Annotated in this window: 13 protein-coding genes; 7 read left to right on the forward strand and 6 right to left on the reverse strand. The window is 60.7% G+C overall.

All coding sequences use genetic code 11. The features are described from left to right. Window positions 1–225 precede the first annotated feature (225 nt). The gene (locus NKH50_RS23440) at window positions 226–1,602 is read left to right on the forward strand and encodes an aspartate aminotransferase family protein (protein ID WP_352881396.1); all 1,377 of its coding nucleotides are present in this window, start codon (window positions 226–228) and stop codon (window positions 1,600–1,602) included. Between the two features lie 193 nt (window positions 1,603–1,795). On the opposite strand, the gene NKH50_RS23445 is transcribed toward NKH50_RS23440, so the two are convergent. The 6 genes from NKH50_RS23445 to NKH50_RS23470 form a co-directional block, all read right to left on the reverse strand. After that, window positions 1,796–2,122, reverse strand: a complete 327-nt coding sequence (locus NKH50_RS23445) for an HVO_A0114 family putative DNA-binding protein (protein WP_352881398.1) — start codon at window positions 2,120–2,122, stop codon at window positions 1,796–1,798. Between the two features lie 63 nt (window positions 2,123–2,185). Continuing rightward, the gene (locus tag NKH50_RS23450; protein WP_352507718.1) at window positions 2,186–2,536 is read right to left on the reverse strand and encodes a ribonuclease toxin HepT-like protein; all 351 of its coding nucleotides are present in this window, start codon (window positions 2,534–2,536) and stop codon (window positions 2,186–2,188) included. A 104-nt stretch (window positions 2,537–2,640) separates the two neighbouring features. Then, window positions 2,641–2,961 carry a nucleotidyltransferase domain-containing protein gene (locus NKH50_RS23455; RefSeq protein ID WP_352507720.1) on the reverse strand — a complete coding sequence of 107 codons (321 nt, stop codon included), beginning with the start codon at window positions 2,959–2,961 and terminating at the stop codon, window positions 2,641–2,643. Between the two features lie 230 nt (window positions 2,962–3,191). Beyond that, window positions 3,192–3,668, reverse strand: coding sequence for an Lrp/AsnC family transcriptional regulator (locus tag NKH50_RS23460; protein ID WP_023718597.1), 477 nt, complete (start codon window positions 3,666–3,668; stop codon window positions 3,192–3,194). A gap of 10 nt (window positions 3,669–3,678) precedes the next feature. Continuing rightward, the gene (locus tag NKH50_RS23465) at window positions 3,679–4,752 is read right to left on the reverse strand and encodes a tartrate dehydrogenase (RefSeq protein ID WP_352507721.1); all 1,074 of its coding nucleotides are present in this window, start codon (window positions 4,750–4,752) and stop codon (window positions 3,679–3,681) included. 82 nt (window positions 4,753–4,834) lie between these two features. Further along, window positions 4,835–6,160, reverse strand: coding sequence for an NAD(P)/FAD-dependent oxidoreductase (locus NKH50_RS23470; protein WP_352881260.1), 1,326 nt, complete (start codon window positions 6,158–6,160; stop codon window positions 4,835–4,837). A 157-nt stretch (window positions 6,161–6,317) separates the two neighbouring features. Between NKH50_RS23470 and NKH50_RS23475 the strand changes: the two genes are divergently transcribed. From NKH50_RS23475 to NKH50_RS23500, 6 genes are all read left to right on the forward strand, one after another. Then, entirely contained in the window at window positions 6,318–6,506 is a 189-nt protein-coding gene (locus NKH50_RS23475; protein ID WP_352507723.1) for a hypothetical protein, read from the forward strand. 432 nt (window positions 6,507–6,938) lie between these two features. After that, a complete protein-coding gene (locus NKH50_RS23480) occupies window positions 6,939–8,603 on the forward strand; it encodes an ABC transporter ATP-binding protein (RefSeq protein WP_352507724.1) in 1,665 nt (554 codons plus the stop codon). Between the two features lie 23 nt (window positions 8,604–8,626). Further along, a complete protein-coding gene (locus tag NKH50_RS23485; RefSeq protein ID WP_352507725.1) occupies window positions 8,627–10,297 on the forward strand; it encodes a peptide ABC transporter substrate-binding protein in 1,671 nt (556 codons plus the stop codon). Between the two features lie 82 nt (window positions 10,298–10,379). Beyond that, window positions 10,380–11,330 carry an ABC transporter permease gene (locus NKH50_RS23490; protein WP_352507726.1) on the forward strand — a complete coding sequence of 317 codons (951 nt, stop codon included), beginning with the start codon at window positions 10,380–10,382 and terminating at the stop codon, window positions 11,328–11,330. 32 nt (window positions 11,331–11,362) lie between these two features. Continuing rightward, window positions 11,363–12,241, forward strand: a complete 879-nt coding sequence (locus NKH50_RS23495; protein WP_352881263.1) for an ABC transporter permease — start codon at window positions 11,363–11,365, stop codon at window positions 12,239–12,241. Between the two features lie 102 nt (window positions 12,242–12,343). Continuing rightward, the gene (locus tag NKH50_RS23500; protein ID WP_502896186.1) at window positions 12,344–13,594 is read left to right on the forward strand and encodes an NAD(P)/FAD-dependent oxidoreductase; all 1,251 of its coding nucleotides are present in this window, start codon (window positions 12,344–12,346) and stop codon (window positions 13,592–13,594) included. The last annotated feature ends 38 nt before the right edge of the window (window positions 13,595–13,632 follow it).

A 13,632-nucleotide genomic window follows, 5' to 3' on the forward strand; every position in this document is an offset into this window, starting at 1 on the left:
ATGCGGCGCCGGCGACAAAGGAAAGTCAAAACGCCCATCGCTCAGGTTCTGGTCGGGAGGAACTGCTGTCCGCGGCGGGCTATCTTCGGCCTAGGCGAATTCAGGCCCGAAATGAACCGTGACCGCGCAGCAGATCACGCTGGAAAACGAGCTGAAGGACGAAACCGCACCACACCGGACTTACGCTCTCGTAAGTCAGGCACTACGCTGAATCGGAGGAAGCAAATGCTGGCAAACTCACTGATCGAACTCGATCGCGCACATCTGGTTCACCCGTTTTCATGCTATCGGAGCCACGAGGAGACGGGCGTGCGGGTGCTCAAATCCGCCAAAGGCGCAACCGTGACCGATGCAAGCGGGAAAACCCTGCTGGACGGATTCGCCGGTCTATGGTGTGTAAATATCGGATATGGCCAGGAAAGCGTCATTGAAGCAGCGACAAAGCAGCTAAGAGAGCTTCCCTATGCGACGGGATATTTCGGGTTGGGATCCGAGCCTGCCATTCGCCTTGCTGCCAGGCTTGCCGAGCTGGCGCCCGGCGATTTGAACCATGTCTATTTCACGCTTGGCGGCTCCGACGCAGTCGACAGTACGATCCGCTTCATTCGCTATTACTACCATGCCAAGGGTACGCCGCAAAAGGACCAGTTCATCTCCGTGGAGCACGGCTACCATGGATCCTCGACGGCAGGGTCAGGTCTGACCGCGATCCCGGCTTTTCACGCGGGTTTCGGCGTGCCTTACGACTGGCAGCACAAGATTCCCTCGCACTACGCCTATCGCAATCCAGTCGGTTCCGATCCGCAGGCGATCATCGGCGCATCGGTCGCGGCCCTGCGGGCCAAAATTGCAGAACTCGGCGCGGGCCGCGTTGCGGCCTTCTACGCCGAACCCATCCAGGGTTCGGGCGGTGTCCTCGTTCCACCGACAGGTTGGCTGAAGGCTCTGCACGCCGTGTGCAAGGAACACGACATTCTGTTCATTGCCGACGAAGTTATCACTGCCTTTGGCCGCACAGGCCCTCTCTTCGCCTGTGAGGAAGACGAGGTCGTGCCGGATTTCATGACCACGGCGAAGGGACTGACCTCGGGCTACGTGCCGATGGGCGCCGTCTTCATGTCGGACCATGTGTACAATACGATCGCGGACGGAGCCGGCAAAGCGGCTGTCGGCCATGGCTATACCTATTCGGCCCATCCCGTGAGCGCGGCGGTCGGGCTCGAATGTCTGCGTCTCTATGAAGATGGCCTGCTCGAGAATGGGCGGAAGGTGGGGAAGCGGTTGATGGAAGGCCTTCGCTCGCTCGCCGACCACCCGCTGGTTGGCGACATTCGCGGTCGCGGCATGCTGGCAGCAATCGAGTTGGTCACCGACAAGGCACGCAAGACACCGCTGCCGGCGGCGGCCGATCCGGGGCGCCGCATCTTCGAGCGCGCGTGGGCAAACGGCCTTGTCATCCGTGCCTTCAACAGCGGCATCCTCGGCTTTGCGCCGCCGCTCTGCTGCACCGAGGACGATATTGATGAAATCCTTGAACGCACGCGGATGACGCTGGACCAAACCCTCGAAGATAAGGACGTGCGGGCAGCGATGAAGGCATGATCAGCGGGCGCATTGCATTGACCAGGGCTAAACTCACGCCGCCCGGGTCTTTCGCATGTGTCCCGGCCTAAGTATCAGCCCAGACGCTTCTTTCTCCGCTGTACGAACGCTTGGCTCGGCGTCACCGAGGCTTCACGTCTGCCACTTGCCAAACCTGGTCAGCGGCGCACCCACTGATCGACTTTTGCCCCTGTCACCCATCGCGCAGCAAAGATGATGGTCGGGCGATTTGTCTCCACGAATCGTCGACCTCGCATCGGCCATTCTGAAGCTCAGCGAGGTCGATCGTGACTCGTTGCACGGCGAGTTCGGGTCTCTTCGGCCTGGAGCCCGCCATTGAGACAATTCCCGCCCGCTCAAGGGCCGCCAAGGAGCGGGATACGTTCGGCTGCGGACGCGCCGCCAACCTGCACAGCTCCGTGATGCTTTGCGGTCGATACCGATGGATCAGCGCCACCAGCCGACAATTCTCAGGGGTCAACGCCCGCAGAATCTCTTCCGGCGCACACGACTGAGCCATTGGTTCAGGGACCACCCGGCCCCCTGAGCCGTCGCCGCGGCCATCACTGTCGTGCGTGTTTTCCTAAGTAAGAGTGCTTTCCAGGTGAACAATGGCCTCGAGGAAAGACGGAAATGCCTCTTTTACCCTGTCGAGGCTTTCCTGCACCTTGTCGGTTTTCAGGTCAAAACCGTACCGATGCCTCACCAGGTGACGGAATCCGTTTAACTCACTCAAGGACTGATAAAGCTCGGGGTCGAGCACAGCCGGTCGGATGCCTGCAATTTCCGCCGACATCTGATCGAGCACGTCCTGGTGCATCGTAGGCCCTTGGAGAACGAGGCCGTCTATATCGTTGGAGAGGCTGAGCAGGATGTCCTCGATGCTGTTGTAGACATTGTGGACTCCCAGCGAACTGCTGCGATCGCGCCCCATTTGCCGAGTGACAGCTCACTCCGATTCGCCAGATATTCCTCGCTTGCTGCAGTTCCTTCGCAGCGCGGTCGATTTTTGGCGACAGTTTTGCGAACGCCGGATGCTTAAACGCTGCCATTAAGCAATTCCTGCACTCGTTCGGACGAAACGTCTGAGGCAAAGATCAGGTCATAAGGAATGTTCGTTCCCCGAAGCTGGTCTGCGACCAAGCGCTCCACCATGGCCCGGCGCGCGGGATCAGTGCGTCCGTGCACCAGCAGATCTACGTCAGAGTGGACGCGGAAACGGTTTTTCGCGAGGGATCCGACAACAGAGATATCGACGCCGCGGGCTTTGGCGTTCCGGAGAATACGCGATACACAGGCTTGCGCAGTCATCCGGCGATCGTCAGCTCTTCGGTGGATCAAAGTGTCAATCTTGTTCATCTTTTCGCCTCTTGCCTTTGCTCCAACTGTGACCCGAGGCGAGATTGTCGCAACTCCGCAAGCTGTGCGCGCTACCTGCCTATACAGTTCATATTCAAGCCATTTGACGACAGGGTGGCAATGACGGCCTCCCCCGAAACGTGACATCGTCATTCGACAAATGCCGCGCGCAACAAGATGGAGCTTGGCACGAGCGCCCGCCGCTTGAGGACCGAGCCGGAGCTGCATTCTCATTTGTCGAAAATGATGTCGAGAGGCAAATGGGATTTCACGATCGGTGACTTCAGCACGACGAAGCTGAAATATTTGTCGATTCCGATATCCAATTCGATCATGCGCTCCATAATCGTCTGGTACTCGCTGATGCCTGCTGTGACAAACTTCACAAGATAGTCGTATCCGCCTGAAACCAGATGGCATTCGATGACCGAATCGACTTTCTGAATTGCGGTAAGAAATCTCGCGAAGTCGTTCTGTTGATGGTGCTTGAGCGTGACTTCGGTGAAGATCGTTAGAGTCTGTCCGAGCTTGGACACATCGATCTGGGCGGAATAGCCGGTGATGAAGCCTTCCGCCTGAAGCTTCTTCACCCGCATCAGGCAAGGGCTCGGCGAAAGGTTGACAAGGTCGGCAAGCTCGACATTCGTGACTCGCCCGTTCTTTTGCAGTTGGGATAAGATCTTGATGTCGATCTTGTCGAGCTTCATTGGAAACCTGTCACATGTTCGAACCGCGGATCGCTCGGCAGACGGCGTCCGTCACTTCCTGCGTGGTCGCTGTCCCTCCCACGTCCGGCGTCAGCACGCCTTCACTCGTCACCGTTTCCACAGCGCTCATCAACCGCACGGCCGCTGCGCTCTCGCCCAGATGTTCGAGCATCTGGGCAGCGGTCCAGAAGGTGGCGACCGGGTTGGCAATACCCTTGCCGGCGATGTCGAATGCCGAGCCGTGAATTGGCTCGAACATCGAGGGATAGCGACGCTCGGGATCAATGTTGGCGGTCGGTGCAACGCCGAGACTGCCCGCGAGCGCGCCTGCAAGGTCCGACAATATGTCGGCGTGAAGATTGGTGGCGACGATCGTATCGAGGCTCCGAGGTTTCAACGTCATACGCACTGTCATAGCATCGACTAGCATCTTGTCCCACGCGACGTCAGGGAACTCTTGCGCCACCTCGGCTGCGATTTCGTCCCACATTACCATCCCGTGACGCTGAGCGTTGGATTTCGTAACCACGGTCAGGAGCTTTCGCGGCCGTGACTGCGCCAGCCGGAATGCATAGCGCATGATGCGGGTGACGCCGACGCGCGTGAAGATCGCGACCTCGGTTCCGACCTCCTCGGGGAGGCCGCGATGGGCGCGGCCGCCGTGGCCCGAATACTCGCCCTCGGAATTCTCCCGCACGATCACCCAATCCAGATCGCCAGGGCCAACACCCGCCAGAGGCGAAACAATCCCGGGCAATATTCTTGTTGGCCGCACGTTCGCGTATTGATCAAAGCCTTGGCAAATCGGCAGCCGGAGGCCCCAGAGCGTGATATTGTCGGGCAAGTCGGGAGCGCCTACCGCGCCAAAGAAGATGGCGTCGAAGCGCTTCAGTTGCGCCACGCCATCTTCGGGCATCATCCGACCATGGGCCTTGTAGTAATCCGAGCCCCAGTCGAAGTGCTGGACGCGCAGCTTGAAGTCGCCGCAGCGTTGCTGCAGCGCCTCAAGCGCCTGGAGACCTGCGGCAATGACCTCTGGCCCGATCCCGTCGGCAGGAATGGCGGCAATCTCATATTCGCGCATCGTCAGTTCCCTGTTTTTGGTGCTGGCCGCATCGTGCCTCAATCTCGTGTGCGACCGATTGTACCTTGGCAAGACGGTCTTCTCAGAATTCAGCGACCTTGCCCCACGCAGCGGTCTTCAGACGCTCGGGCCTATAAGGACGCGGATCGACAATAGGCTCGCTGCCTGCGATGATGTCGGCGATCATATGCCCCGCACCGGGACCAATCCCGAAGCCGTGACCGCTGAATCCCGCCGCCAGGATGAAGCCCGGAATCCCCGCCACTTCGCCGACTGCGGGAATGCCGTCGGGTGTACTGTCGATATAACCCGCCCACACATCGGAGATCGCCACCCGTTGGAGTTCGGGGATCAATTCGCAGGCTCTCCGATATGTCAGCCGAATCTGCCCCATGTCGGGCTTCGGGTCGAGAATCCGGTTCCGTTCCATTGGCGTGATGTCGTCGAGGGTCCATTTGCGCAGGCTTTCGTGGCCCTGACGCCAGCCCTCGAAGGCGCCCGGGGCGAGATTGCGCCAGCGGCGGGCGAACATAGGTACAAACTCGCGGCTGAACCTGAACTGTTGCGGCGTTGGATCGACACGCGCCCGCCCGCTGATCGCCAGCGTGTATCCACCGTTGCTGCGCCGCGTCAGAGAGATGCGAGCGGTATGCAGGGCATCTGGCAGACCGTTTGCGCCTGGCGCCACGGCCAGAATGGACTGACGCACGGCAGCTTGCGGAAAACGCACACCGAGCTGGTTGCAGAAGGAAGACGCCCACGCGCCCCCGGCCATGACCACGGTCTTTGTCCGGATGCTACCCGCTTCGGTCACGACAGCGCTCACCCGGCCGGCGCTCAATTCCAGCCCGCGCGCCGCGCAGTGCTGATGTACGGTGCCTCCCGCCGCCATGATGCCGCGCGCTGCAACCGGCACTGCCTTGGAAGGGTCCGCCGTTCCGTCGGTTGGCGAGAACACGCCACCTTTCCATTTGCGGCGCGTCGCTCTGCCCCGTTCGGTGGCTTCTTCCGCGCTCAGCATGTGCGTGGTGACGCCGACCGTTCTCGCAAAATCGCGCCACTTCGCCCAGCCTGCCAGCTCATTTTCGTCTTGTGAGAGATAGAGGAGCCCGCAGCGGCGAAAGCCGGTGTCTTGGCCGGTCTCCTGTGCTACCTTCTCCCAGAGGTCGAGGCTCTTGGTCGCCATCGGCAGCTCACGCGCATCGCGGTTCTGCTGGCGGCACCAACCCCAGTTGCGGCTGGACTGCTCGGCCGCGATACGCCCCTTCTCGACCAGAGCAACCTTGAGGCCGCGGCGCGCCAGATAGTAAGCGCTGAACACGCCCACCACCCCGCCGCCGATGACGACGACGTCCGCCTCGCGAGGGAGGGAAGGGCTGCAGTCGATGTGCATGAGCGGCGCGGGCATGGATGGGACTCCGGTAATTTGAACCATCCTAACCTGCCGCCCGCAGAGGCAGACTGCGGAGTTTGTGCCTGGACGGAATTTCCTGCGTTTAGCAGCCCCCAGGACAGGCAATTATTGCGCTAAGAGCTCGCTGCGTGGGCAAGCTGGAGTACATTTCATGCAGTCGCGTCATCTGCGGCATGGGCGGCATACGGCGCAGTCGTCGACCTTGATCGGCAGCGCCTTGGCCGACATTGCGATGGGCCGCACGGTCACCAATCCGTTTGGGCGCCATGGCCCGCAAATGGTGTCGATGTACACCGGAAATCTTTGGTCCTATCCCTCATGGCCACGTATTGCCGAATAAAGGATATGGTTGCCTGATCCCGGTTTCCGCGCCGAAACGGGAACAGAGTGAAATGCCGAACTGGATGTTCTTTTCAGAAGTTCCTGCCGCGCGAGGGCCAAGTTTCGAAGACTCTGCGGAAACAGAACAGTCAGACTGGCTGCAAGAACGGAGCAACCCTTCCTTTTGGCAGGCAGGCTCCAGAGGACATTCGACAGGCAAGGCTTGCTCCTTCGGAGAGTTCTCCAAGAAAAAGGGAACAGAGTCCGGTACACGGATCGGATTTCATAAGGGAGCCGCCAGGATGAGCAGAACCCGTCTCTCGCAGCCTCAGCGCGCGAAGCGCCGAGAACGCCGGACTACGGCCGCTAGGGTGAGGCGCTTCTGCTCAAAGGGCGATGAAGCGGTCCGCAACAGGGTGGACGCGCTCGGTTGAAAGGGGAGGTGATCTCGATGATCGCAAGCATCCAGGCTGTAGCCCCCCACGATGTGGCGCTTTCGGTGCGCGACCTCACAGTGAATTTGCCGCAAGGCATGGAACGGACCCATGCTGTCAAGGATATTTCCTTCGATCTGAAACGCGGCCAGATCCTTTGCATCATAGGCGAGTCCGGATCGGGTAAGTCGGTGACGGCGAACGCGATCATGGGGCTTCTGCCGAAGGTGATCCGGCTCTCATCGGGTGTCATCCAGCTGGAAGGGATGAACATCGTCGGCATGTCGCCAGACAAGCTGCGCAACCTGCGTGGACGGGTCGTGTCGATGATCTTTCAGGACCCGCTCTCGGCGCTCAATCCCCTGATGACGGTGGGCGCGCAGATTGACGAGGTCATGGCAGCGCACGGCTTCGGCACGCCACAAACCTGTCGCAACCGCGCAATCGAACTGCTCACTGAAGTAGGCCTGCCAGATCCCGAACTCATGTATTACCAGTACCCGTTCCGGCTTTCGGGCGGGCAGCGGCAGCGCGTCATGATCGCCATGGCCTTGGCGCTTGAGCCGACGGTGCTGATTGCCGATGAGCCGACCACCGCGCTCGACGTCACCACCCAGGCTCAGATCCTGCAACTGATCCGTGACATTCAGCGGCGCAAGGGCATGAGCGTGATGTTCATCACCCACGATTTCGGCGTGGTGGCCGAGATCGCCGACAGCGTCGTGGTGATGGAAAAGGGCCATGTCGTCGAACAAGGCAGCGCCGAGCAGGTGTTGAAGTCGCCCAAGCACCCTTATACCCAGCGCCTGATCGCAGCCGTACCGCATTTGACCGGCGAAGATCGCCCCCGTCCGGACGCTGCCAGCAAGGAGCCGATCCTGAAGGTTGAGGGTCTGGTGAAGACCTATCGCGGTGGCAGCGCGCTGTTCGGCGCGCAACGGACTGTGACAGCGGTCAACGAGGTTTCGTTCGAACTGGCGCCCGGCCGCACGCTTGGGGTCGTAGGCGAGAGCGGTTCGGGGAAATCGTCGCTGGGCCGGCTGCTGATCAAGCTGCTGGACAATGACGGCGGCGAGATCTTGTTTCAAGGCTGTGACATAGCCAAGCTTTCCGAAGCGAAGTTCCGCCCGCTTCGACCGCGGATCCAGATGATCTTCCAGGATCCCTTCGCTTCTCTGAACCCACGCTCGACGGTCGGTCACATCATGACGGTAGGCCCGCTGGCGCACGGGATGCCTTATGTCCAAGCGCGCGATGAAGCGCGTGCGCTTCTGGCCCATGTCGGTCTCGATGCCGGCGCTTTTGGCCGCTACCCGCACGAGTTCTCGGGTGGGCAACGCCAGCGCATCGGCATCGCTCGTGCGCTGATGTTCAAGCCGAAGCTGTTGATTGCCGACGAGGCGGTCTCCGCACTCGACGTGTCGATCCAGGCACAGATCCTGCAGCTTCTGGACCAGATCCAGCGCGAGACGGGCGTGTCGATGGTCTTCATCACGCACGACCTGCGCGTCGCCAGCCAGATCTGCGACGAAATCGCAGTGATGCAGAAGGGCCGGATCGTCGAGCGCGGACCGCCCTCGCAAATATTCCTGAACCCGCAAGCAGCCTACACGCGCCAACTGGTAGCGGCGATTCCAGGAGAGCGGCCGGGCAATGCCCGTCCAGTAGCAGCAAACGCATAAGAAATAACAAGAGAGGAACTACCATGACCAAAAATTCATCGACTACGTCCAACTACTCGAGGCGCGAAGCGCTGCGACTGATGGCGATAGGTGGGGCTGCAGGCCTCATCGCGCCCAATCTGTTGGGCAAGCCCGCCTTCGCCAAGACCCCTCCGGCAGGGCCGGCCGGGCGCGTCGTCGTCGGCCTCTCCCAAGAGCCGACCGTGTTCAATCCGCTGATGGCGCATATCGAAGTCGATGACGCGATCCATTTCTCGGTTTTCGACGCGCTGGTCCGCATGGATCCCCAAGGTGGTCTACATCCAAACCTCGCGGCCGAGGTGCCAAGCCAGAAGAACGGCGGCATTTCGGAGGACGGTCTCAACTGGCGCATCCGGTTGCGTGACAATGCCCGCTGGCACGACGGTGAGCCCTTCACGGCCGAAGACGTGAAATTCACCCTTGAGCTCATCACGAACCCGAAGTTTCGGGCTTGGCGCACGAGCGGCCATTCGCTCGTGCAGGACATCACAGTGGTTTCGCCCACCGAGATCACATGGCGGATGAAGGAGGCCTTCGCGCCCTATCTTTCGTTCTTGGCCGAAACCTTCATCGTGCCCAAGCACATTCTGGGGAAAGAAGCCGATCCGAATACAGCCGCGTTCAACCAGGCGCCGGTCGGCACCGGAGCATTCAAATGGGGCCAGCGTGTTGCGGGCGATCATATCGAGCTCGTCGCCAATCCTGAGTACGCCGGCGAAGGTCCCTATGTCGAGCAGCTCATCTTCAAATACATCCCCGACATGACCGTGCTCTACACTCAGTTCAAGAGCGGCGACGTGGACCTTGTCGATCAGTCGTTCATCACCGCCGACCATTATACTGAAGCCCGCGAACTACCAGACCGCGTAGTGACACTGGAGACAGGGGCATCCCTGGAGTCGATCTACCTCAATTTGGGCCGCCCGCAGTTCAAGGACCTGGCAGTGCGCCAGGCGCTCTACGCCGCGTTGGACAGGAAGGCGATTGTCGACACGATCTATTACGGGGTGGGTACCCTCACCGAGACCTTCATGCCGAAGGAGTCCTACTACTATGACCCGAACCTGCCGGTTCAGGAATTCAATCTGGACCGGGCGCGCCAAATCCTTGATGAGGCCGGGTGGGTGCCGGGGCCGGATGGAATCCGGGCCAAGGATGGGGTGCGACTGTCCTTCTCCAACTCGACAACTTCCGGCAACAACCTGCGCGAGCAGACGCAGCAGTTCCTGCAGCAGACGTTTGCCGAGATAGGCGTCGAGATGACCATCTCGAATTTGCCGGCTGCAGTCATGTGGGGCGAGTTCTGGCTGAAATCGCAATTCGACACCGCCATGGTGGGCGTCACCTATCTGATTGCCGCCGACCCCGACGCCACAAACCGGCTCCATACGAAGGCAATCGCCGCTCAAGGCGGACACGGTTCGAACACCGGGCAATATTCCAATCCTGAGGTCGATGCCCTGCTCGAAAAGGGTGCTCGCAGCTTCGATCCGGAAGAACGGCGCGCGATCTATAATCGTGTGCAGGAAGTCGTGCGCCACGATCTGCCCTTCCTGCCGCTGTTCGCGTACACAATCGTCCTCGGGCGCAAGAAGGGGCTGGACGGCTTCGAGCCCAACGCCAACACCCGCACCGCGTCGTGGAATGCCGCGGCCTGGAAGTGGAAGGCCTAGACGCAGTTGCCGCCGCCCAGCCCGATTCCGCCGCGGCGGCGGCAACAGACTAAAATCATCAACCCACAATGGAGGGACTCGAATGCGCGGCTTCCTGCTCAATCGCCTCTTGCAGAGCCTGGTGCTGCTTGTGATCGTTTCGATCATCGGCTTCGGCATTCTGAATCTCCTTCCCGGCGGCCCGCTAGCCCAATTCGGGCTTGATCCCGGAATGACCCAGCAGGATATCGAGCGTCTCAAGGGGCTGCTGGGCCTCGATCGCCCTATATGGATCCAATATCTGGACTGGGCATGGCGGCTGGTGCGGGGCGACTGGGGTCACTCCTTCCGCGACGGAGCGCCGGTCTTGGAGGTCATCGGCAGCCATCTCTTTGCCACGCTGCTGCTGATGGGTTCCTCAACCGTGATTGCAATCTCCATTGGCGCCTGGATCGGAATCCGCGGCGCCACGCGCCGCTACTCGCTGTTCGACTATCTTGCAACTGTCGGCGCCATGGTCGCGTTATCGGTCCCCACCTTCTGGTTCGGACTCGTCGGCATCTACGTCTTTTCCCTGAAGCTGGGCTGGCTGCCCGCGGGCAATATGTCCGAGATCGGCGATGCCTCGATCCTGGGCTATCTCCACCATCTGATCCTGCCAAGTATCGTGCTGTCGCTGGTCCATGTCGCGATCTGGAGCCGCTACATGCGGACGGCGACTCTCGACGCCATTAGCCAGGATTTCGTCAAGACGGCCCGGGCCAAAGGCTTGAGTGAACGCCGGATTCTGATGAAGCATGTCGTCGGCAACGCACTTTTGCCGATGATTACCTTGGCCGGGATGCAGCTTCCCAGCGTCCTTACCGGCGCGCTCGTGACCGAAACCGTCTTTACCTGGCCAGGAATGGGACGGTTGTTCCTCGATAGTCTTGGTTACAGCGACTATCCGGTTGTGATGGGGCTGCTGATGTTCTCCGCCATCCTCGTTCTGCTTGGAAACCTGATCGCCGACATTGTCGTCGCTATTGTCGATCCGCGCATTCGCCTGGCTTGAGCGCGCAACTTCCCCGACAGGAGACAGCCGATATGACCGCTCTCACCGCAAATGCAGCTCCAAGCCGATGGAGTAACAACCGCGCGGCACGTCGTTTCATGCGTCATCGCTTGGCGCTGCTCGGGTTGGCGATGATCATCTTCCTGAGCCTCGCTTGCGTCCTCGGCCCCCATCTCCTGCCTTATGACTCACTGTATATCGATCTGCGGGCCCGCTTTGCCCCTCCGCTGACGGGCTACCACTTTCTAGGTACCGATCCGCTTGGCCGCGACGTGGCGGCAAGGCTTTTGATGGCGGGACGAATCTCGCTGCTGGTGGGTTTCTTTGCCATGGTTTTGTCGACGCTCATCGGCACGCTGGTCGGCGTAATTGCCGGCTATCGCGGCGGCTGGGTCGGGGCCATGCTGATGCGCACGGTCGATGGTTTCCTGTCATTCCCATCGATCTTTCTGCTGCTGGCGCTGGCTGCCGCACTGAAGCCCAGTCCTGTGATGATCACCGTCATTATCGCCCTCACCAGTTGGATGGAGGTTGCCCGCATAGTCGAAGCGGAAGTCCGCTCGTTACGAGAACGCGAGTTCGTCCTGGCCGGGCGAATGGTGGGATTGAGTGGCACCCACATCATGTTCCGCGAGATACTGCCCAACGCCATGGGGCCGATTATCGTTGCTTCCACCTTGACGGTCGCGCGCGCCATTCTCATGGAAGCCTACATCAGTTTCCTCGGCTACGGGATCCAGCCGCCACTGCCCAGCTGGGGCAACATGCTCAACGGCGCCCAGCAATATCTGGGCAGCGCACCCTGGCTGGCAATCATTCCCGGAGCTGCAATCACGATCGCGGTAACCAGTTTCAACTTCATCGGTGACGGGCTGCGTGATGCGCTCGACGTCCGAGACGACCACATCTGAAGTTTCACCGACCGTAGATCACCCCAGCGAGAAGTCAGCCCCGTGCAAGAGCCTCATATCGCCGACAAGAACACACCCTACTGGTGGGAAGCAGCGCCCGTCATGCCGCTGCCGCGGCAGCCCCTCGCAAAGAAGCTTGACGTGGCAATCGTCGGCGCCGGTTATGCCGGTCTTTCGGCCGGGCTTGTGCTGGTGCGCGAAGGACGCTCGGTCGCAGCTTTTGACGCAATGAATCCGGGCGAGGGTGCTTCCACCCGCAACGGCGGGATTACGAGCGCGAGCATCCGACCCGACTATGCTACGATCACCCGGCGCTTCGGGGAAGAGAAAGCCATGGCGATCGAGGCCGAGGGAAAGGTCGCACGCGAATTCCTCTACGACTTCATCAAGACCGAAGGGCTCGACTGCGACTTCCGACTGGTTGGCCAATTCAAGGGCGCTTTCGGATATGAACAGTATGAGAAGATGGCGCGCGGCGCCGAGACGCTGGCGAAGAAACTGGGGATCGAGTCCTACGCGGTTCCGCATGCCGAGCAGCGAAGTTATATCGGCACCGACTTCTACCGCGGCGGAACCGTTCGGATGGACATTGGCGGGCTGCACCCCGCAAAATTCCATGCTGAGCTCCTTCGGGTGGCGCTCGCATCCGGGTTGACGGTCCATTCGCATACAGTGGTCAAGTCGATCGAGAGGAACGGTTCGGGGTTCCGCGTCGCGACTTCGGCGGGGACGGTGGACGCACGGCAGGTTCTGGTCTGTACCAACGGCTATACCGACGGCGCTGCTCCCTTCCTGCGCCGCCGCCTGGTTCCGGTCCGCAGCCGGATCATCGTCACCGAGGAACTTGCGCCCGATGTCATGACGCAACTGATGCCGAAGCTGATGACGGTCACCGAGGACCGGCAACTCGGTTTCTATTATCGTCCCTCGCCCGACGGAAAACGTATCCTGCTGGGGGGCCGTGACAGTTCCCGCTTCGGCGATCCGGCGGCGCCGAAACTTCTCCTTCGCAAGGGCCTGGTGAACCTTTTCCCGGAGTTGGAGAACGTGCGCCTTTCGCATTGCTGGTTCGGCAATGTGGCGATGAACCGAGACATGCTGCCCCGCATCTTCGAGAAGGACGGCGTGGTCTATGCAACTGGCTTCTGCGGTTCGGGCGTGGTCTGGGCGCCATGGATTGGCATGCGTGCGGCCCACAAGTTGATGGGGCATGGCGAGCAGTCGCGCACTGCGTTCGACTTTCGACCGCCTTCGGCCGTCCCGCTCTATCGTGGCAATCCGTGGTTCATGCCGGCGATTATCCAGGGCTATCGGTTGCAGGACCGTCTCGCCTTCTGGCGCGCCAGACGCTAGTCGCCGACATCGGGCGATCCGTGGTTCATGCGGGCACC

The organism is Mesorhizobium sp. M1027, from assembly GCF_040318745.1.
Taxonomy (GTDB): Bacteria; Pseudomonadota; Alphaproteobacteria; order Rhizobiales; family Rhizobiaceae; genus Mesorhizobium.